The sequence below is a fragment of the Leifsonia sp. NCR5 genome, assembly GCF_002105485.1.
Classification (GTDB): Bacteria; Actinomycetota; Actinomycetes; order Actinomycetales; family Microbacteriaceae; genus Leifsonia.
On sequence record NZ_NCSR01000024.1, the window covers coordinates 19,537 to 38,987 of the forward strand.

22 protein-coding genes, 1 tRNA gene and 1 pseudogene are annotated in these 19,451 nt (G+C 70.0%); 9 read left to right on the forward strand and 15 right to left on the reverse strand.

Annotated features, from left to right (window positions below; genetic code table 11):
- Position 1: 1 nt before the first annotated feature.
- Positions 2 to 724 (reverse strand): histidine phosphatase family protein, encoded by a 723-nt coding sequence (locus B7438_RS16705; RefSeq protein ID WP_085370818.1) that lies wholly within the window; start codon positions 722 to 724, stop codon positions 2 to 4.
- Between the two features lie 76 nt (positions 725 to 800).
- On the opposite strand from B7438_RS16705, the gene B7438_RS16710 reads away from it, so the two are divergent.
- Both B7438_RS16710 and B7438_RS16715 read left to right on the forward strand, forming a co-directional pair.
- Positions 801 to 1,055, forward strand: coding sequence for a hypothetical protein (locus tag B7438_RS16710; protein ID WP_085370861.1), 255 nt, complete (start codon positions 801 to 803; stop codon positions 1,053 to 1,055).
- Between the two features lie 5 nt (positions 1,056 to 1,060).
- The gene (locus B7438_RS16715; RefSeq protein ID WP_085370819.1) at positions 1,061 to 1,867 is read left to right on the forward strand and encodes an SDR family oxidoreductase; all 807 of its coding nucleotides are present in this window, start codon (positions 1,061 to 1,063) and stop codon (positions 1,865 to 1,867) included.
- 4 nt (positions 1,868 to 1,871) lie between these two features.
- On the opposite strand, the gene B7438_RS16720 is transcribed toward B7438_RS16715, so the two are convergent.
- The 6 genes from B7438_RS16720 to B7438_RS16745 all read right to left on the reverse strand — a co-directional run bounded on the left by B7438_RS16720 (position 1,872) and on the right by B7438_RS16745 (position 5,358).
- Complete coding sequence (locus B7438_RS16720; protein WP_085370820.1) at positions 1,872 to 2,765, reverse strand: alpha/beta fold hydrolase; 894 nt, start codon at positions 2,763 to 2,765, stop codon at positions 1,872 to 1,874.
- Between the two features lie 5 nt (positions 2,766 to 2,770).
- Positions 2,771 to 2,998: a hypothetical protein gene (locus tag B7438_RS16725; RefSeq protein ID WP_085370821.1), complete on the reverse strand. Its 228-nt coding sequence runs from the start codon at positions 2,996 to 2,998 to the stop codon at positions 2,771 to 2,773.
- A 32-nt stretch (positions 2,999 to 3,030) separates the two neighbouring features.
- Positions 3,031 to 3,393, reverse strand: coding sequence for a hypothetical protein (locus tag B7438_RS16730; RefSeq protein WP_085370822.1), 363 nt, complete (start codon positions 3,391 to 3,393; stop codon positions 3,031 to 3,033).
- A 171-nt stretch (positions 3,394 to 3,564) separates the two neighbouring features.
- Positions 3,565 to 4,572, reverse strand: a complete 1,008-nt coding sequence (locus B7438_RS16735; RefSeq protein ID WP_085370823.1) for a squalene cyclase — start codon at positions 4,570 to 4,572, stop codon at positions 3,565 to 3,567.
- 25 nt (positions 4,573 to 4,597) lie between these two features.
- On the reverse strand, positions 4,598 to 4,849 hold the full coding sequence (locus B7438_RS16740; protein WP_085370824.1) for a hypothetical protein: 252 nt from the start codon (positions 4,847 to 4,849) through the stop codon (positions 4,598 to 4,600).
- 47 nt (positions 4,850 to 4,896) lie between these two features.
- The gene (locus B7438_RS16745) at positions 4,897 to 5,358 is read right to left on the reverse strand and encodes a MarR family winged helix-turn-helix transcriptional regulator (protein WP_085370825.1); all 462 of its coding nucleotides are present in this window, start codon (positions 5,356 to 5,358) and stop codon (positions 4,897 to 4,899) included.
- A gap of 454 nt (positions 5,359 to 5,812) precedes the next feature.
- Between B7438_RS16745 and B7438_RS20915 the strand changes: the two are divergent.
- Positions 5,813 to 6,220, forward strand: a pseudogene (locus tag B7438_RS20915) (zinc-binding dehydrogenase); the annotation flags it as partial.
- Between the two features lie 160 nt (positions 6,221 to 6,380).
- On the opposite strand, the gene B7438_RS16755 reads toward B7438_RS20915, so the two are convergent.
- The 7 genes from B7438_RS16755 to B7438_RS16785 form a co-directional block, all read right to left on the reverse strand.
- Positions 6,381 to 6,935 carry an isochorismatase family protein gene (locus B7438_RS16755; RefSeq protein ID WP_085370826.1) on the reverse strand — a complete coding sequence of 185 codons (555 nt, stop codon included), beginning with the start codon at positions 6,933 to 6,935 and terminating at the stop codon, positions 6,381 to 6,383.
- A gap of 80 nt (positions 6,936 to 7,015) precedes the next feature.
- The gene (locus B7438_RS16760; RefSeq protein ID WP_085370827.1) at positions 7,016 to 7,636 is read right to left on the reverse strand and encodes a universal stress protein; all 621 of its coding nucleotides are present in this window, start codon (positions 7,634 to 7,636) and stop codon (positions 7,016 to 7,018) included.
- Positions 7,637 to 7,704: 68 nt separating this feature from the next.
- A complete protein-coding gene (locus B7438_RS16765; protein WP_085370828.1) occupies positions 7,705 to 8,133 on the reverse strand; it encodes a VOC family protein in 429 nt (142 codons plus the stop codon).
- A 132-nt stretch (positions 8,134 to 8,265) separates the two neighbouring features.
- A complete protein-coding gene (locus B7438_RS16770) occupies positions 8,266 to 9,333 on the reverse strand; it encodes a zinc-ribbon domain-containing protein (protein WP_085370829.1) in 1,068 nt (355 codons plus the stop codon).
- Between the two features lie 45 nt (positions 9,334 to 9,378).
- Complete coding sequence (locus B7438_RS16775) at positions 9,379 to 10,161, reverse strand: DUF1295 domain-containing protein (RefSeq protein ID WP_085370830.1); 783 nt, start codon at positions 10,159 to 10,161, stop codon at positions 9,379 to 9,381.
- A gap of 218 nt (positions 10,162 to 10,379) precedes the next feature.
- Positions 10,380 to 10,452, reverse strand: a tRNA-Val gene (locus B7438_RS16780).
- 14 nt (positions 10,453 to 10,466) lie between these two features.
- On the reverse strand, positions 10,467 to 10,940 hold the full coding sequence (locus B7438_RS16785; protein WP_085370831.1) for a peroxiredoxin: 474 nt from the start codon (positions 10,938 to 10,940) through the stop codon (positions 10,467 to 10,469).
- A 203-nt stretch (positions 10,941 to 11,143) separates the two neighbouring features.
- Here B7438_RS16785 and aceE point away from each other — a divergent pair, with 203 nt between their 5' ends.
- From aceE to B7438_RS16815, 6 genes are all read left to right on the forward strand, one after another.
- On the forward strand, positions 11,144 to 13,870 hold the full coding sequence (aceE, locus tag B7438_RS16790; protein ID WP_085370832.1) for a pyruvate dehydrogenase (acetyl-transferring), homodimeric type: 2,727 nt from the start codon (positions 11,144 to 11,146) through the stop codon (positions 13,868 to 13,870).
- Between the two features lie 32 nt (positions 13,871 to 13,902).
- The gene (locus B7438_RS16795; protein ID WP_085370833.1) at positions 13,903 to 15,111 is read left to right on the forward strand and encodes a CdaR family transcriptional regulator; all 1,209 of its coding nucleotides are present in this window, start codon (positions 13,903 to 13,905) and stop codon (positions 15,109 to 15,111) included.
- An 89-nt stretch (positions 15,112 to 15,200) separates the two neighbouring features.
- Positions 15,201 to 16,121, forward strand: coding sequence for an ACP S-malonyltransferase (locus tag B7438_RS16800; RefSeq protein ID WP_085370834.1), 921 nt, complete (start codon positions 15,201 to 15,203; stop codon positions 16,119 to 16,121).
- A gap of 9 nt (positions 16,122 to 16,130) precedes the next feature.
- The gene (locus B7438_RS16805; protein ID WP_085370835.1) at positions 16,131 to 17,135 is read left to right on the forward strand and encodes a beta-ketoacyl-ACP synthase III; all 1,005 of its coding nucleotides are present in this window, start codon (positions 16,131 to 16,133) and stop codon (positions 17,133 to 17,135) included.
- Positions 17,136 to 17,177: 42 nt separating this feature from the next.
- Positions 17,178 to 17,426, forward strand: a complete 249-nt coding sequence (locus B7438_RS16810; protein WP_055893767.1) for an acyl carrier protein — start codon at positions 17,178 to 17,180, stop codon at positions 17,424 to 17,426.
- A gap of 119 nt (positions 17,427 to 17,545) precedes the next feature.
- Positions 17,546 to 18,781 (forward strand): beta-ketoacyl synthase, encoded by a 1,236-nt coding sequence (locus B7438_RS16815; RefSeq protein ID WP_085370836.1) that lies wholly within the window; start codon positions 17,546 to 17,548, stop codon positions 18,779 to 18,781.
- Positions 18,782 to 18,923: 142 nt separating this feature from the next.
- Here the strand turns inward: B7438_RS16815 and B7438_RS16820 are convergent, their stop codons facing one another.
- Positions 18,924 to 19,427 carry a DUF3145 domain-containing protein gene (locus B7438_RS16820; protein WP_085370837.1) on the reverse strand — a complete coding sequence of 168 codons (504 nt, stop codon included), beginning with the start codon at positions 19,425 to 19,427 and terminating at the stop codon, positions 18,924 to 18,926.
- Positions 19,428 to 19,451: the final 24 nt, after the last annotated feature.

The window sequence follows — 19,451 nt, forward strand, 5'->3', positions numbered from 1 at the left end:
CTCAGTCGTCGACACGGGCCGCTCCCGGGTGCGCCGTCGCCGGAAGCCCGGCGTCGTGGAGGTGCGCGTCGTCGGCGAACGCGTCCAGCCGCCAGCCGGCGCCGTCGCGTTCCAGCGTCGTCAGGGAGGCGTTGCCCACGATGCGGGAGACCAGGAAGTCGTCCAGCTGCTGCTCCGTCCACCCGCACAGCACGTACAGGAACACACTCACCACCGCGTCGTGCGTGAACAGCACCACCGGCCGTCCGTCCGCCGTGTCCAGGTCGCGGAGGAACGAGCGGAGCCGGAGGGCCACGTCCGTCCACGCCTCGCCGCCCGGCGGGCGGTAGTAGAGCTTCCCCAGCCAGCGCCGCCTGGCCGCCTCCATCGGGAGCCGCGCGTCGACGCCCCGGGTGGTCAGCGCGTCCAGGATGCCCAGCTCGCGGTCGCGCAGACGCTCGTCGATGGTGAACGGCAGGGCGCCGCCCAGCGCGAGCTCGGCCGTGCGAACGGCGCGACGGTACGGAGAGCTCCAGAACAGCGCGCGCTCCGGGTGCCCGTCCAGCGCGTCGACCAGCCGCGGCCCGACGGCGGTGGCCTGCTGCTCGCCGAGCGGGGTCAGCGGAACGTCGGGGTCGCGCGCCTCCACGGCGATAGTCTCCGCACCGGCCAGCTCGGCGGCGGTGGCCGCCACGTTCGCTGTGCTCTCGCCGTGACGGATGAAGATCAGCTTTCCGGCAGTCATGGCGCGGAGTGTACGCCTCACCCGGACCGGACGGCGGGGGCTTGCCGAACAGCGGATTCGGTGTTCGATGACGGTCATGACAGACCGACGAGACGACAGAGAAACCGGCTTCGACCAGACCAACGGACTGGCAGACGGCCTCGAGGGAGACGACGGAGGCGCCGTCGACCCCACCCCGGACAAGAACGTCATCGGAGACGTGATCGGCGCGCTCGCCGACCCGGACGACGACCTCGGCACCCGGCGCGACGGCGACGCCGAACGGGAGGCCGACGACCCGGGCGACGGCGCAGAGGGCGAGACGCCGTACAGTGAGGAAGGGAAGCCGTAACGAGCATGCCCGACCAGGACTTCACCCCACGCACAGCGATCGTCACCGGCTCGGATTCCGGCATCGGCAGGGCGACGGCCGTCGCGCTCGCCGAGGCCGGTCTCGACGTCGGCATCACCTGGCACTCCGACGAGGACGGCGCCGAGGAGACCGCCCGGCTCGTGCGCGACGCCGGCCGCCAGGCGTTCACGACCAGGCTGGACACCACGGACGCCCCCGCCTGCGGCGACGTGGTCGACGCGCTCGCCGACCGGCTCGGCGGCTGCGATGTGTTCGTCAACAACGCGGGCGTCAACGGCGGCCCCGCGTTCTTCGACACCGACTGGGACACCTGGCGCACCACCGTCGCCGCCGACCTCGACGGGCCGTTCGTGTGCATCCAGCGCGTCGCCAGGCGGATGGTGGATGCGGGACGCGGCGGACGCATCATCGCCGTCACGAGCGTGCACGAGCACCAGCCGCGGGTCGGGTCCGCCGCATACGATGCCGCCAAACACGGCCTCGGCGGGCTGATCAAGACGCTCGCCCTCGAACTCGGCGAGTACGGCATCACCTGCAACTCCGTCGCGCCCGGCGAGATCTCCACCCCGATGAACGACGCGGACGACGAGGATCCACGCCGGGTGCACCGGCCGGGCATCCCCCTCGGCCGCCCCGGCGACGCCCGCGAGGTCGCCGCCGTGATCGCGTTCCTCGCCTCCCCGCAGGCGTCGTACGTCACCGGCGCATCCTGGACCGTCGACGGCGGGATGCTGCAGATGGGTCCGCAGGCCGGCTCGCACCTCACCAGTGACGAGTGGCGGAGGGCGTGACCGATCACCCGCCCGGACGGTCGGACAGGAACCCGGCCAGCGCCGCGCTCAGCTCGACCGGACGCTCCTCGGCGACATGGTGACCGGAGTCGATCGCCCAGCCGCGCACGTCGGTCGCCCAGTCGCGCCAGATCGCGAGCGGGTCTCCGAACAGTTGCTCCAGGTCGTCGCGCCCCGACCACAGCACGAGCAGCGGCTGCTCGATCTTCCTTCCCGCCGCTCGGTCGGCCGTCTCGTCGGCGCGGTCGACGGTGAGGCCGGCGCGGTAGTCCTCCAGCATCGCGCGCACCACGCTCGGCTTGCGCACCGCCTCCCGCCACTCGGCGTGGTTCTCCGCCCCCATCGCCTCTGGATCGCCGTGGTACCAGCGGTCGGGATCGGCCAGGATGACCCGCTCCGGCGTGCCGGGCTGAGCGAAGAAGAACCAGTGCCACCAGGCGGTCGCGAACTCCGGGGTGATCCGCTCCAGATGCTCGACGATCGGGATGCAGTCCAGCAGCGCCACCCTGGTGACCCGCTCCGGGTGGTCCATCGCCATCCGGAACGCCACGTAGCTGCCCCGGTCGTGACCGACCACCGCGAAGCGTTCGTGCCCGAGCGCATCCATCGCCGCCAGCAGGCGCTCGGCCGTCGCCCGCTTCGCGTGCGGGGCGTGGTCGGGCTGAGGGTCGGGGGCCGTGGATGCGCCGTAGCCCGGCAGATCGGGGACCACCACGGTTAAGCCGGCCTCCACCAGGCGGGGCGCCACCCGATACCAGGTCGAGCCGGTGCGCGGGTGGCCGTGCAGGAGCAGGACCGGCGGGCCCGTGCCCGCGTGGCGTACGTGCACGACGGTGGGGCCGTCATCGACGCCGTCGGGGTCGACCAGGATGTCGTCGACCTCGAAACCCGGGAACATCCGGCTCAGAGCTGGTCGTCGTCGAGCGGCTCGGCGGCGATGTCGTCGGTGCCTGCGTCGAGGTCGTCGGCCCCCGCGCCGTCCCTGCGCGGTTCGAACACGCCGTGCGCGTCGTACGGCTCCCGCGGGTCGAGCAGTTCGTCGGCGTCCTCGGTCTCTCCGGTCTCGGTGGGTGCCGTGTCGAGGGGCTCCCCCGACGGGCTCTCCGGTGCTGTCTCGCGTGCGTCGCTCATGATCGTGCTCCTTCGCCTGTCGATCCTGCTCACTACTTGTCTGCGGACTCTTTGCGGTCGATGCCGCCGAGCAATTCCTTCAACGCCTTCTCGATGCTGGCGTGGTCGTACTGCCCTGCCCTGCTCTCGCCGGAGATCACGGCGCAGCGGTGCAGTTTCCTGAAGTCGCCGTACGGGAACGAGTACCTGCCCTTCGTGCCCTCGTTCTTGGAAGTGTCCTCGCCCAGATGCCACTGGGCGTACTCGGCGATCCCGTGCTTCTCGATGAACGCGTTCTCCTCGTCGGCGGACGGGGCGTGCTCGCTCCAGTCGTCCCGCTCGTCGGCCACCAGTTCGCCGCGGCGCAGCAGGCCGCGCGCGTGCGTGAGCGCCTTCTCGTTGAGCTGAATCGTCACTGCGTTCTCCCTCGTCTCTCGCCCGGCCGCCGACGTGCGGTGCAACGGCGACCGTGCGGTCGGGGCACGGTCGCCGCCGGAGCCGGGGGTGCGGTATCGTCGGCCGCCCCTGTCGTCGGATCGACCCGCCATCCGGCTCGCCGATCACCGTGCCCCCAGGACGACGCGCCGTCAATCCCCTGGCGAGGCCGATCCACGGGTGCCTTGTGCGGCCCCGTCCCACCAGTCCAGCACGCGCGTCGCGTGGAACGTCAGCCATTTCGACGGTTCGCCCGGAGCCGCGTCGATCTCGAACCACACCCTGCCAGGGTGCCGGTACCCCTGCAGCCAGGTCCCGTCCGGGGTGCGGGATGCGCGGATCAGCTCCACGGCCTCGGCCAGCCGCGGGTCGGGCGGGGTGTCGTCGTGCAGGGCGGCGGCGCGGAAGTAGTCCGCGGCGTGCAGGGCGCTGTACTTCCAGCGGAACGGGTACGCGAACCTGGCCACCCACGGAGCGACCAGCTCGCCCGTCGACTGCTTCCGCAGAAGACGGCGTTCGAGCAGGTACTCCTCTCCGGCGTGCCTGGCCTCGCGGAGGGCGTCGCTGCCTCCGGTCGCGCCTTCGTAATAGAGGAGCCCGTCGAGCGTGTTGAGGGTCGAGTGGAACGAGGACCGCGTCGAGCCTTCCACCCAGTCGCAGTTCCACCCGCCGTCGGCCATCCGGTGCTCGAGGATCCACTGCGCGATCCCCGAGACATCGGCGCCCAGCCAGGCCCCGTTTGCGAGGGTGAACGCGTTGATGCAGCAGTCGACCTCGCCTCCCCAGTAGGGCAGGTCCTCGTACTCCCACCGGCTGTTCGCGGCCAGCAGCTCGGCGGTACCCGCCAGGGCGCCGGCGTCGACACCCCACTCCCGCAGCGCGTTCAGACTCCAGGTGGTGGCGGTGTACGGCTGGCCGCCCTCGTCACGCTCATCGGGATGGTCGAACTCGGCGTCCCCGGGGAAGTACGCGCCACCTGCCCACTGCCCGTCGGCGTCCTGTTCGGCCAGCAGCCGCGCGCCGAACCCCGCGGTGGCGACCCTGGCCCGCGTGGCGGCCCACACCTCCGGCGGGGCGCCGAGAAGATCGCGTTCGACCCGCCAGCGCAACGCAGGATCGGAGTCGAGCATCCAGTCGAGAACAGCGGTGTCCGTGCTCATGCCCAGCAAGGTACACCTGCGGCGGTCACTCTTCTTCGTCGAGCTCGGCGCCGTCGTCCTCGTTCGCCGTCTCCTCGATCCAGTCCACGTCGTCGTCGGCGAGGTAACTGCCCGGAGGAACGTCCTCGGCCACATCCTCGGCCCCGACCACCTGCACCACGCCGCCCGCCTCCACGATCGACGCGACCAGCGCATCCGGGAGCGCGTCGCCGTTGTTGTCGATGAGCCACTGCCGCTCGGCGGGGCCCAGTCTCCCCCACCACTCCTCGATACCCATGCCCGCAGTCTGCCACCGTCGCCCGAGCGGCGGGAGGGGCGGGAGGGTCAGAGCGCGTCCCCGCCGAGCATCCGTTCGAGCAGCGAACGCACCTGCTGCTGCTCGTCGGCCGCGAGCGTCGAGGTGTACGGCGTCAGCTCGGTCCTCAGCTCGGCCGTCAGGCGGGAGGACAGCTCGTGCCCGCTGGCCGTGAGGAGCACGTCCACGGCGCGCCGGTCGGTGGCGGACGGGGCGCGCTTGACCAGCCCGCGCTTCTCCGCGCGGTCGACCAGTCCGGACAGCGTGGACTTCTCCAGGCCCAGATAGTCGGCGATGGCGGTGATGCGCAGCCGGCGGTCGCGCAGGATGCCGAGCACCCGCAGCTGCGTCAGCGACAGGTCGTTCTCGGCGGCCAGTCTGCTGAGCACCCCCATCGTCCGATAGGAGAACTGCACGAGGGCGTCGACCAGCGCATCCTGGTCGCCAACGCCGCCACCATCGCCGCCGCTCTCCCGTTCCGTCGCCGTCATCGCGCCTCCTTGACATAGGTGGTAATACGAACTAATAATACTTCGTGTTACCAACTATACGACGGAGGTCCCCATGAAAGCAGCACTCGTCTCATCGTTCGACGCACGACCCAGCTACGCCGACGTCCCCGATCCCTCGGCATCCGAGCCCGACGAACTGCTGGTCGACGTCATCGCCGCCGGACTGCACCCCCGCGTGCGGTCGCAGGCGGACGGCAGCCACTACACCAGCACCGACGAACTCCCGCTGATCCCCGGCATCGACGGAGTGGGCCGCGACGCGTCCGGAGCGCTCCACTACTTCGTCCTGGCAGACACTACCGCCGGCTCGATGGCCGAACGCACGGTGATCGATCGCCGCCGCAGCATCGTCCTCGCCCCGGACGCCGACCCGATCGCCGTCGCCGCCGCCATGAACCCCGCGATGTCGTCGTGGCTCGCCCTCCGCAGCCGGATGCGGTTCGAGCCAGGCCAGAGCGTCCTGGTGCTCGGCGCCACCGGAAGCGCGGGCGGACTGGCCGTGCAGCTCGCGAAGCGTCTGGGCGCATCCCGGATCGTCGCGGCCGGACGCGACGCCGGGAAACTGGCGGCGCTCCCCGCCCTCGGCGCCACCGAGGTCGTCTCCCTCGATGGCGACCCCGCCGCTATCGCCGACGCCATCGGACGGTCGGCCGCCGAGGTCGACGTGGTCCTCGACTATCTCTGGGGAGAGCCCGCCGCCGCTGCGCTCACGGGCCTGATCACCGCCCGGCCGGACAGAGGCCGCGCCATCACCTGGATCCAGATCGGCTCGGTCGCCGGCGGCACCGCCCCGATCCCGTCCGCCGCCCTGCGTGCGGCGGACCTGCGGATCATCGGCAGCGGCCAAGGCTCCGTCCCGCCCCGCGACATCCTCGCGTCGCTCCCGGAGCTTGCATCCCTCATCACTGCCGGTGCGTTCGACCTGGATGCGGTCGCCGTGCCGCTCTCCGAGGTCACGTCCGCCTGGTCGGACGCCGCGACCACGACGAGGCGCATCGTGCTCACCCCGAGAACCGCACGTCCGCCGCATCCACGACCGCAGCCTCGCGCCCCGGAGCCCTGTGGTTGCCCCAGTACAGGTTCGTGTGCGCCACCACCAGATCGGGCGTCGGCGCGCCCCACTCGCTGAGGTCTTCGGTGGTGTGCGCGTCGCCGACCAGCGTCACGTCGTAGCCGCGGGTGAGGCCGCCGTGGATGGTCGATCGGATGCACTCGTCCGTCTGCGAGCCCGTCACGACGATGCGGTCGATGCCCGCATCCGCGAGCACCTGTTCGAGCGCGGTCTCCTCGAACGCGTCGGCGTAGTGCTTCGGCACGAGCGGCTCGCTCTCGGCACGCACCAGCTCCGGGACGTACTGCCAGGCGTCGGTGCCCTCCTCGATGTTCTCGTCGGAGTGTTGAATCCACACCACCGGCACCCCTTCGGCACGCGCCCTGTCGACGAGCGCCCGGATCGTGCCGATCACCTCGTCCCTCCGGTATGCCCCGCCGATGACGCCGTTCTGCACGTCGATCACCAGCAGTGCGGACGCATCCCGTCCCTCGAGTGTCGACATTGCCGCCCCTTCCCCGAATCCGCCGTCGGCCTTCGTGCCAGACGCTACGCCCGCCCACCGACAGCGGTACCCCGACAGCGCTACCCCAGCGTCCGCGTCCGCCTGCTCGCGTGCCCGATCGGCACGACCACCACCGACCGATGCTGCGCCCGCGTCAGCTGCACCGCCACCGACCCGGACAGCCACTCCTCCACCGCGTGCCCGAATCCCGCCTGGTGCGTTCCGACCACGATCAGCGGAGCATCCACCTCCTCGGCCACCCGCGCGAGCGCCCGCGACGGGTCCCCGGCCAGGATGCGCAGCACCCACCCGTTGCTGAGGCCGCGCCCCATCCCGCCACCCCACGGTCCTGCGCCCGCCGCCCAGCCACCCGGCTCCCCCGTTGCGGACGCCTCCGCCTCCGCATCACCGTCCGCCTCCGCGGCATCCACCCGGGTGTCCGCCAGCGCATCCGTGATCGCCGCCGCCAGGTCGATGGCCAGCCGCTCGTCGTCCGGTCCGACACCCTCCGGATGCAACGACGCCTCCCTGCGCAGGTCGGCGCGCTCCCACTCGGTCAGGTAGCTGTCCGGCGTCACGTAGCCGCAGAGCAGAGCCCGGTCGAGGCGCGCGGCCAGCGCGGCGGCCTCCTGCACGACCGCGACCGGCTGTCCCGGGTACACCCCGGCAACAATCGGGCCGGTCATCGTCGACACGCTCATGCCTCATTGTCGCCTCGCCGCCGCGACGGGGCAACCGTGCGGCGGCGGGGCGACCCCGGATGCGCCGGTCAGCCCTGCTGAGCGGGCGCTGACCCTGCGATGTTCACCAGCCAGGACACGCCGAACTTGTCGACCGCCATCCCGAAGCTGTCTCCCCACGGCGCCTTCGAGAGGGGCTCGATGACCGTGCCGCCCTCGATCAGCTTGGCGAAGTATCCGGAGAGTTCGGCTTCGTCGTCGCCGCTCAGCGAGACCGAGATGTTGGAGCCTTCCGCGAGGTCCATGTGCTTCGGCACGTCGGCCACCATCAGCGTGAAACCCGACGGGGTGGTCAGCTGGGAGTGCATGATGAGGTCTTTCTCGTCCGGGTCTGTGCTGACCTGGAACTCGGCGAACGTGCTCCGCTGCACTTCGCCCCCGAACACCGACTGGTAGAAGTCCATCGCCTCGCGCGCCTGGGTGCGGAAGTTGATGTATGGGTTGAGAGTGGAAGCCATGAGCCTTGTCTTTCTGTCGAGTGCGTCCGGCCGCCGAAGGGCCGGTACGGGTTCAGCGTAGCCACGGCCACCGACGTTGCACGAGTGCAGATTTCCCGCTGAATTACTGGCATTTGGCGCGGTGTGCGGCGGTCAGCGCAGATACGCCCCGACGATCAGCTCGCCCCTGATCTCCCCCAGCCGATCCAGGATGCGCTCGACCAGTGCGGCGTTCACCGACCCCGCCAGCAGGTCGTACGGCCCGATCGGCTGCAGCTTGCCGCACCGGATGCGCACCACCTCCCAGCCGGACGCCCGCAGCAGCCTGTCCTTCTTCCTGTCCGTCGCCTCGCGCGGACCGACGTGCTCCAGGCCGTGCCGCCCGGTGGTGTCGTATTCGATCGCGACGCGCAGCTCGGCGATGACGATGTCGGGCCAGACCTCCAGGTGCGAGAAGAACGGCCGCGCCACGCGCACGGCGTTCCTGTCGAGGTCCACGTCGAGCCGGTCGGCGATGCGCTGCTTGAGCGCCGGCTCGGCGGCGGAGGCTGGGCGCGGCGCCCACCTGCTCACGAACGCCTCGCCGACGGCCACGGCATCCGCGCCCGCCGCGGCGTGCAGGCACACCGGGCAGCGCCGGCCGACCAGAATGCGCTCGATGCGCGCCTGGTACACCGGGTGCCCTTTGTCGCACTGCCAGGAGTGCTTCGCCGCCGTGCCGTTCTCCTCCGACACGGCCACCCGCGACCCCGGAGCCGCCAGAGTGACCAGTTCTTCGCGGGTGAGCCGCTCGGTGTCGAGCCTGCGGCAGAGGAAGCAGCGGTCGTCGCCCGGCTCGTGCTCGATCCTGCGCGGGTCGCGCGCGTGACCGCAGGCGTGCATCCCGTCGTCGGGCTGCGGCTGCCGGATGCGGCGCGGGGCCGCTCCCTCGGCGCAGGCCGGGCACCACGCCGAGCGCCGTCTGGTGCCGCCCGGCCGGGACCGCTGCTCCTCCGGAGTCGCGACGAAGCGGTGCCCGGAGTCGCACTCCCAGAGCAGGTAGACCTCGGCAGCGGGCGGCACCTGGCTGAGCACGATGCCGTGGTTGAGGTCGGGGTGGTACTGCCGGATCAGCATCGGGTACCGCTCCCAGTCGGTGCGGTAGCGACCGACCGGGTACGGCGTCGCCTCGCCCTTCGACCACTGGCGGCGCGCCCACCACTGCTCGACGCTCTCCGGCACGCCAACTCCCTCCGACGACTGCCGTCAGCGTACGCGGCACCACCGTCAGAGCAGGTACGGGACGATCGCCTTCCGCTCCGGCGGATAGTCGGCGAACGTCTCGCGGTACCAGCGGTGGTTCGCCATCGCCCGCGGTGCGAGGTTCGCGATCGTGTACAGCGCGAACGCCAGCCCGGCCAGCGACCAGGTCGCGATCGCCCAGCCCGTCCACTCCACCATCTCGCCCAGGTAGTTCGGGCTGGACACCCAGCGATAGCCGCCGCCGTGCGGGATGCGGTAGCCGCCGCCCGCGGCCCCGCCGTCCCGCGCATCCCGGCCGCGCGCATCCCGCAGCCGGCGCAGGATGCGGTCGGAGCCGATGTTCAGCGCGAACCCGGCGAGGAACACGGCCACTCCGATCCAGAACCGCGGGTCGGCCAGCCAGCTGTTCGCGTACTCCCCGTACTGCGAGATCCAGCGCGCGTTCACCCACGCGTTGAGCAGGTTGAACAGGATGGCCATCGCCACCACGGACACCGGCATCCGCGAGCCCGTCCGCATCAGGAACGGGTAGACGAACGCGCGCTGCACGTAGTGCAGCTGCCAGAGCGCGAGGAACAGCAGCGGCACCAGCTCGGTGCGGTGGTCGCCGAGCAGGAAGAACAGCAGGAAGACGATCGACGCCGGGCTCTCCATCACCACCCAGCCGACCCTCGCCGGCACGGTCGGACCCCATCCGGAGCGGCCGTGCCGTCCGTACGGGGCGACGATGAAGCACAGGGCGACGAACGTGACGACGGCGAGGGCGATCTCGGCGTACACGAACCAGCGGTATGGGCCGTCGGGCATGCCGGGAGTTTAGCGGCGGCGCGAGCGGCAGGAGGGGTGGTGGTGGCGAGTCTACCCGATCAGCACGCCACCACCGAACGAAGCCGCTCGGAAGGAGCCAGAAAGCCTCGATCCTGCAACGGTATGCAGTCGGAATGCGCGCAAAAAGCCGTTTCGCGCCGCAGGATCAGCCGGTTTGCGCCAGGCGCGTGCGATCGGCGCGCGAGAACAGTGGAGGGTGGGCCCTGCCGGGATCGAACCGACGACATCCACGGTGTAAACGTGGCGCTCTACCAGCTGAGCTAAAGGCCCTTCAACGCGTCAGCCTAGCCGACGTGGGCCGGCAGCAATTCCAGTGCGGCGCGGTACGCCTCGATCGAGCGGGCCTCTCCCGGCGCGGTGATGAACGAGGCGCGGATGATGCCGGATTCGTCGATCACGAAGGTCGCCCGGTTGGCGAATCCCTTCTCCTGCAGGAAGACGCCGTACTCCTTGGCGATCTCGCCGTGCGGCCAGAAGTCGGCCAGCAGCGCGAAGTCGTAGTCCTCCTGCTCCGCCCACGCGCGCAGCGTGTACTTCGAGTCGACGGAGATACCGATGAGCTCGACGGCGTGGTCCTTGAACAGGTTGAGGTTGTCGCGGAGCGCGCACAGCTCTCCGGTGCACGTTCCGGAGAACGCGAGGGGGAAGAAGACGAGCGCTACCGCCTTCTTTCCGCGGAAGTCGCTGAGTCTGACCGTCTCGCCGTACTGGTTGACGAGTTCGAAGTCGGGTGCCTGGGTGTCGTTCTCCAGAGCCATGGTGTGTCCTTTCACGCTCGCGGCCCGGAATGCCGCGCACGCACGAGGACACAGCTTAGACCTCGTGCCCGTGGAGTCAAATGGCACGGTCACCGGGAGGCTCGGAGTGAGGCTAGGCTGGCAGATGGTGCCATCGCCCTTGTTGTGACCCGACAGCGATCAGCTCCGTCTACCATCTATCCGACACAAGAAAGAGGTCGAGGGTGACTGTAAACGACCAGGACCCGTACTCGGTGAATCACATCGATTCGGACCCGGAGGAGACCGCCGAATGGCAGGAATCCCTCGACGCACTGGTTGCGGCCCATGGCCACGAGCGCGCTCGTGAGATCATGCTGAGCCTGCTCAAGCGCTCCAAAGAACTGCAGCTCGGTGTTCCGATGGTCCCGACAACGGACTACATCAACACCATCTCCCCCGAGAACGAGCCGGAATTCCCCGGCGACGAGGAGATCGAGCGCAAGTACCGTGCCTGGATCCGCTGGAACGCGGCCGTCATGGTGCACCGCGCACAGCGCCCCGGCATCGCCGTCGGCGGCCACCTCTCGAGCTACGCGTCCAGCGCGACGCTCTACGAGATCGGCTTCAACCACTTCTTCCGCGGCCAGGACCACCCAGGCGGAGGAGACCAGGTCTTCTTCCAGGGTCACGCCTCCCCCGGCCCGTACGCCCGTGCCTTCCTCGAAGGCCGCCTCAGCGCCGACCAGCTCGACGGCTTCCGCCAGGAGAAGTCGCACGCGGGCGGCGGACTGTCCTCGTACCCGCACCCGCGCCTCATGCCGGAGTTCTGGCAGTTCCCGACCGTGTCGATGGGTCTCGGACCGATCAACGCGATCTACCAGGCGCAGCTCAACAAGTACCTCACCAACCGCGGCATCAAGGACGCGAGCGACCAGCACGTCTGGGCGTTCCTCGGCGACGGCGAGATGGACGAGGTCGAGAGCCGCGGCCAGCTGCAGGTCGCAGCGAACGAGAAGCTCGACAACCTGACCTTCGTCGTCAACGCCAACCTGCAGCGCCTCGACGGCCCTGTGCGCGGCAACGGGAAGATCATCCAGGAGCTCGAGAGCTACTTCCGCGGAGCAGGCTGGAACGTCATCAAGGTGATCTGGGGCCGCGAGTGGGACGACCTGCTCGCCCGCGACACCGACGGCGCGCTGGTCAACCTGATGAACCAGACCCCGGATGGCGACTACCAGACGTACAAGACGGAGAACGGCGCATACGTGCGCGAGAACTTCTTCGGTCGCGACCCACGCACGCTGGAGCTCGTCAAGGACTACACCGACGACCAGGTGTGGGGCCTCAAGCGCGGCGGCCACGACTACCGCAAGGTCTACGCGGCGTTCAAGGCGGCCACCGAGCACAAGGGCCAGCCCACCGTCATCATCGCCAAGACCATCAAGGGCTACGGCCTCGGTCCGAGCTTCGAGGGCCGCAACGCGACCCACCAGATGAAGAAGATGACGCTCGACAACCTGAAGACGTTCCGTGACGCCATGCGCATCCCGGTGACGGATGCGCAGCTCGAGGAGAACCCGTACCTCCCGCCGTACTACAACCCCGGCGCGGACGACGAGGCCATCCAGTACCTGCACGACCGTCGCCGCGCGCTCGGCGGCTACGTCCCTGAGCGTCGCAGCAAGTACACGCAGCTCAACCTCCCGGACGACTCGGCGTACGCCATCTCCAAGAAGGGATCCGGCACGCAGGAGATCGCCACCACCATGGCGTTCGTCCGTCTGCTGAAGGACCTGCTGCGGTCGAAGGACTTCGGTCACCGCATCGTCCCGATCATCCCGGACGAGGCGCGCACCTTCGGCATGGACGCGTTCTTCCCGAACGCGAAGATCTACAACCCGAACGGCCAGCACTACACCTCGGTCGACCGTGAGCTGCTCCTGGCGTACAAGGAGAGCCCGCAGGGCCAGATCATCCACGTCGGCATCAACGAGGCCGGCGCCCTCGCGGCGTTCACCAACGTCGGAACGTCGTACGCCACGCAGGGTGAGCCGCTCATCCCGGTGTACGTCTTCTACTCGATGTTCGGCTTCCAGCGCACCGGCGACGCCATGTGGGCAGCAGGCGACCAGATGGCGCGCGGGTTCATGATCGGCGCGACCGCCGGCCGCACCACGCTGACCGGCGAGGGCCTGCAGCACGCGGACGGCCACTCGCTCGTCCTCTCGAACACGAACCCGGCCGTCGTCTCGTACGACCCGGCGTACGGCTACGAGATCGGCCACATCGTCCGCAGCGGTCTGGAGCGGATGTACGGAGGGAACCACCCGGATCCCAACGTCATGTACTACCTCACGGTGTACAACGAGCCGATCGTGCAGCCGGCGGAGCCGGAGGGCGTCGACGCCGACGGGATCGTGCGGGGCATCCACCGCCTGCGCGCGTCCGACGTGGCCGGCCCCAAGGCGCAGCTGCTGGCATCCGGTGTCGCCGTGCCGTGGGCGCTCGAAGCCCAGCACCTGCTCGCGCAGGACTGGGGCGTGTCCGCCGACGTCTGGTCCGTCACCTCGTGGTCGGAGCTGCGCCGCGACGGCCTGGCAGCGGAGGAGCACAACTTCCTCTACCCGCAGCAGGAGAAGCAGGTGCCGTATGTCACCCGCAAGCTGCAGGATGCCGACGGCCCGTTCGTCGCCGTGACCGACTTCATGCACGCGGTCCCCGACCAGATCAGGCAGTTCGTCCCCGGCGAGTACGCGACGCTCGGTGCAGACGGTTTCGGCTTCTCCGATACCCGTCCCGCCGCGCGCCGGTTCTTCAAGATCGACGGCCCGTCGATGGTCGTCCGGACCCTGGAGCTGCTTGCGGCCCGCGGTCAGGTCGACCCGAACGCTCCGGCGTGGGCGATCGAGAAGTACCTGCTGCACGACGTCAACGCGGGCACCACCGGCAGCGCCGGCGGCGAGAGCTGACGCCGGGCACCGTGCCGAAGACGCCGGATCGGGTGCCGGGCAAGCCCGCGGAGAGGTCGAAGGCCGACACGCTGGCATGGCTGCGCAAGATCTCCGGCGAACTCGCCACCGCAACGCTGAAGCGCCTCGAGGACACCCTGCCGTGGTACCGCGACATGCCTCCGGGCAGGCGGTCCGCGGTGGGCCTCGTGGCGCAGGCAGGCATCTCGTCGTTCATCTCCTGGTTCGACGATCCGCGGTCGACGCCGTGGATCGCCGCTGACGTCTTCGGGGCGGCTCCTCGTGAGCTGCTCCGGAGCGTCAGCCTGCAGCAGACGCTGCAGCTGATCAAGGTGACGGTCGAGGTCGTCGAAGACCGCGTGAAGAACGGCGGGGAGGCTCTCCGCGAGGCGATCCTGCTCTACTCGCGCGAGATCGCGTTCGGAGCGGCGGACGTCTACGCCCGCGCCGCCGAGGCACGCGGCCTGTGGGATGCGCGCCTGGAGGCCCTGGTGGTCGACAGCATCCTGACCGGCGAGTACGACGACGAGCTGCCCAGCAGGATCGCCGCGCTCGGCTGGCACGGCCACGGCGAGGTCAGCGTGCTCGTCGGCACAGCGCCGAAGCTCCTCGACGTCGACCAGCTGCGCCGCACGGCGCGGCACATGTCGGCGGACGTGCTGATCGGTGTGCAGGGCAGCAGGCTGGTGCTCGTGATCGGGCGCGCCTGGCCGAGCGCCTCCACGCCGGACGACGCCATCGGGGCCACCCCGGTCGTCGGCTTCCTCGAGATCGCGCAGCAGCTGGAGCCCGGCTTCGGTGCAGGGCACCTGGTGCTCGGCCACGAGGTCCCGAGCCTGGTGGATGCGTCGAAGAGTGCGAAGGCGGCCCTCGCCGGTTTCGCGGTAGCTCGCGCCTGGCGCAACTGCCCGCGTCCCGTGCACGCGGACGACCTGCTGCCGGAGCGTGCCCTCGCGGGCGACGGGCTCGCGCGAGCGACACTGATCAACCGCATCTACCGGCCGTTGCAGGCGCACTCGACCGAGCTGCTGACCACCCTCTGGTGCTACCTCGACAACGGACGGTCCCTGGAGGCGACGGCGCGCGAGCTGTTCGTGCATCCCAACACGGTCCGCTACCGGTTGAAGCGCGTCTCCGAGGTCATCGGCTGGGACGCCACGGGGGCGCGCGAGGCGCTCATCCTGCAGGCGGCGCTCATCGTGGGTTCCATCAACGAACCGGATGCGCCCCGCCGCGCCTGACCGGCTTGTCTCGTTCAAACAAACGTTTCCAAGATACTTAGTACCTCCTCGACACATCCGCCGCGCGGAAGATTGGCAGACTGGAACCCGTGATCGTCATCGTGTGCCCTGGGCAGGGCTCCCAAACCCCTGGATTCCTCGACCCCTGGCTCACCGAGCCGCGGTTCCGCGACCAGCTCACCGGCATCTCTGACGCCGTCGGCATCGACCTGGTCGCACATGGAACGGTCAGCGACGCAGACACGATCCGCGACACGGCCGTCGCTCAGCCGCTCATCGTGTCGGCCGGCCTCCTCACTCTGTCCGCGCTCTTCGCCGACGGCCGCCGTGAGCGCATCGGCGGCATCGCCGGTCACTCGGTCGGCGAGCTGACGGCTGCGGCCGGCGCCGGCGTGCTCAGCGAGACCGACGCCGTCGCGTTCGTCCGCGAGCGGGGTGCCGCGATGGCCGCGGCCGCCGCGCAGACGCCCACCGGCATGAGCGCCGTCATCGGCGCCGACGAGACCGAGCTGCTCGCGAAGCTCGACGAGCTCGGCCTCTCCCCCGCCAACTACAACGGCGGCGGCCAGATCGTCGTCGCCGGTGCACTGGATGCGCTCGCGGCGCTCTCCGAGAACCCGCCCGCCCGCGCACGCGTCATCCCGCTGCAGGTCGCCGGCGCGTTCCACACCCGCTACATGGCCCCGGCCGTCCCCGCTCTCGAAGCGTTCGCGGCCACCCTTGCGACGAGCGACCCCACCCTCCCGCTCTGGACCAACAAGGACGGCTCGCTCGTCTCCTCCGGCGCCGAGTTCCTGCGCCTGCTGGTCGGCCAGGTCTCCTCCCCCGTGCGCTGGGATCTCTGCATGGAGGCGTTCCAGGCCGCCGGTGTGACGGGTATCGTCGAGGTGGCCCCGGCCGGCGCTCTCGTCGGCCTCGCCAAGCGCGGGCTGAAGGGCATCCCGAGCGTCGCCGTCAAGACGCCGGACGACCTGCCCGCCGCGTTCGAGCTCATCGACCAGGCCGCCTAGGAGACGCAGATGACCAAGCCAACCCTGCAGCAGGCCCACGGCCCGCAGTACACCCGCATCCTGTCGATCGGCGCAGCACGCGGCGACCTCGTCGTGCCGAACGACGACCTGGTCGGCCCGATCAACTCCTCAGACGAGTGGATCAGGCAGCGCACCGGCATCGTGACCCGCACCAGGGCGAGCCACGACGTGCTCGCCGTCGATCTCGCGACCGAGGCGTCGAAGGAGGCGATCACCGCATCCGGTGTCGACCCCGCGCTGATCGACCTCGTGATCGTCGCCACCATCAGCAACGCCCGCCAGACGCCGTCGCTCGCCGCTGTGCTCGCCGACCGGGTCGGTGCGAACCCTGCAGCCGCATACGACATGAATGCCGCATGCGCTGGATACGCGTACGCCGTCGCGCAGGCCGACGCCCTCATCCGCACGGGCGTCGCCCACTACGCCCTCGTCGTCGGCGCCGAGAAGCTCTCCGACGTCGTCGACCCGACCGACCGCACCATCTCGTTCCTCCTCGGGGACGGGGCGGGCGCCGTGGTCATCGGCCCGAGCGAGTACCCGGGCATCTCGAAGACCATCTGGGGCTCCGACGGCTCGAAGGCCGACGCGGTCGGGATGGACGGCACCCTGGTCGAGTTCCGCGACGGCGAGAAGCCGTGGCCGACCCTCCGCCAGGAAGGTCAGACCGTCTTCCGCTGGGCGGTCTGGGAGATGGCCAAGGTCGCCAAGCAGGCACTGGATGCCGCCGGGGTCACCCCGGACCAGCTCGCCGCCTTCATCCCCCACCAGGCCAACATGCGCATCGTCGACGAGTTCGCCAAGCAGCTCAAGCTGCCGGAGACCGTCGCCATCGCGCGTGACATCGAGACGACCGGGAACACCTCGGCCGCCTCCATCCCGCTGGCGACCCACCGGTTGCTGCAGGAGAATCCCGAGCTGTCCGGTGGACTGGCATTGCAGATCGGCTTCGGCGCGGGCCTCGTGTTCGGCGCACAGGTCGTCGTGCTGCCCTAAACTGTTCAACGGTCAAACGACACCCCTCAAGGAGAAAACACCATGGCATTGTCCACCGAAGAAGTTCTCGCCGGCCTGGCCGAGCTCATCAACGACGAGACCGGCATCGCGACCGACACTGTCGAGCTGGGCAAGTCGTTCACCGACGACCTCGACATCGACTCCATCTCGATGATGACCATCGTGGTCAACGCCGAGGACAAGTTCGACGTCAAGATCCCGGACGAAGAGGTCAAGAACCTCAAGACTGTCGGCGACGCCGTCGAGTTCATCGTCAAGGCTCAGGCCTAAACCCCGCACGAGAAACGTCCTTCGCGGTCGGGACCGGCCCGGCATCCCCGGTGTCCGGTCCCCCGCGGTTGGCCGCGCCACGAGCGCGTGCCGTGTTCCATCTACGGAGAGTTGCCGTTATGACCAAGAAGATCGTCGTCACCGGCGTGGGCGCAGCGTCGCCTCTCGGTGGCACAGCCGCTGAGAGCTGGAAGGCGCTGCTCGCCGGCGAATCCGGCGCCAGCACCATCGAGAAGGAGTGGGTCTCCGAGCTGGAGCTCCCCGTCACGTTCGCCGCGCAGGCGAGGGTCGACGCAGCCTCCGTGCTCGAACGCCACGAGGTGAAGCGCCTCGACCCGTCCAGCCAGTTCGCGCTCATCGCCGGACGTGAGGCATACGCGGACGCCGGCTCCCCTGAGGTCGAGCCCGAGCGTCTCGCCGTGGACTGGGCCACCGGCATCGGCGGCGTCTGGACCCTCATCGACGCGTGGGACACCCTGCGCGAGCGCGGCCCGCGCCGCGTCATGCCGATGACCGTGCCGATGCTCATGCCGAACGGCCCGGGCGCGGCGATCGGAATGGACCTGCACGCCCGTGCCGGCATCCGCACCGTCGTGTCCGCCTGCGCGTCGTCCACCGAGTCCATCGCCAACGCGTACGACCACCTGCAGCAGGGCCTCGCCGACGTCGTCATCGCCGGTGGCTCCGAGGCGGCCATCCACCCGCTGCCGATCGCGTCGTTCGCCGCTATGCAGGCGCTGTCGAAGCGCAACGACGACCCGGCCACCGCATCCCGGCCCTACGACGTCACCCGTGACGGCTTCGTCCTGGGCGAGGGTGCAGCAGCCCTGGTGCTCGAGACCGAGGAGCACGCCAAGGCCCGCGGCGCCAAGATCTACGCCGAACTGGTCGGCGGCTCCGTCACCAGCGACGCCTACCACATCACCGCTCCCGACCCCGAGGGCTCTGCCGCAGCGCGCGCGATGATCGCCGCCGTCGAGGGTGCTGGGGCGTCGCTGTCGGATGTCGCGCACATCAACGCGCACGCCACGAGCACGCCGGTCGGCGACATCGCGGAGTACAACGCGCTGCGCCGCGTGTTCGGCGGCCTGCTCGACGGCATCCCGGTGTCCGCGACCAAGGCATCCACCGGTCACCTGCTCGGTGGCGCCGGGGCGATCGAGGCCCTGTTCACGGTCATGGCGCTGCACGAGCGCGTCGCACCGCCGACGATCAACCTCACCGAGAAAGACCCGGAGATCCCGCTGGATGTGGTCACCGCGCCGCGCGCGCTGGGCGGTGGCGACCTGCTCGCCATCAGCAACTCGTTCGGTTTCGGCGGCCACAACGCCGTCGTGGCGTTCCGCTCGGTCTGATCCGGACCCTGCGCAGCACGCACGAAGGCCCCGACCGGTCAACACCGGTCGGGGCCTTTCGCGTTTCACCGCGTGCGGGCGGCAGCGCATGATGCCTGGGCCGGCCCGCCGCGGGAGTCTCGTGGCTCGGTGAGCCGGCGCCTCAGCCGACCTTGTGCAGCCAGACCACGCTGGTCTCGTCACTGGCGTGCCGGAAGGGCTCCAGTTCGTCGTCCCACGCCTGGCCGAGCGCAAGCCGAAGCTCGCGGTGCAGTTCGCGGGCGTTCGCCCCGGCGATCTCCATCGCGTAGCGCACCCGGTCCTCGGGGATAACCATGTTGCCGGCCGTGTCGGTCTGGGCGAAGAAGATCCCGAGGTCGGGGGTGTGCATCCACCGGCCGCCGTCGCTGCCGAGGCCGGCGTCCTCCGTCACCTCGTAGCGGAGGTGCTCCCAGCCGCGCAGGGCGGACGCGATGGCTGCGCCCGTCCCCTGGGGTCCCTCCCAGAAGAACTCGGTGCGCTGGGCGCCCTTCAACACCGGCTGCGCCTCCCAGGTGAAGTTCACGGCGCGACCGATAGCGCGTCCCGCCGCCCACTCGATGTGGGGGCAGAGCGCGCCAGGGGAAGAGTGCACGTAGAGCACTCCTCGACTTGCGTGTGCCGCCATGATGTCCTCCGTTCGATTGGATGC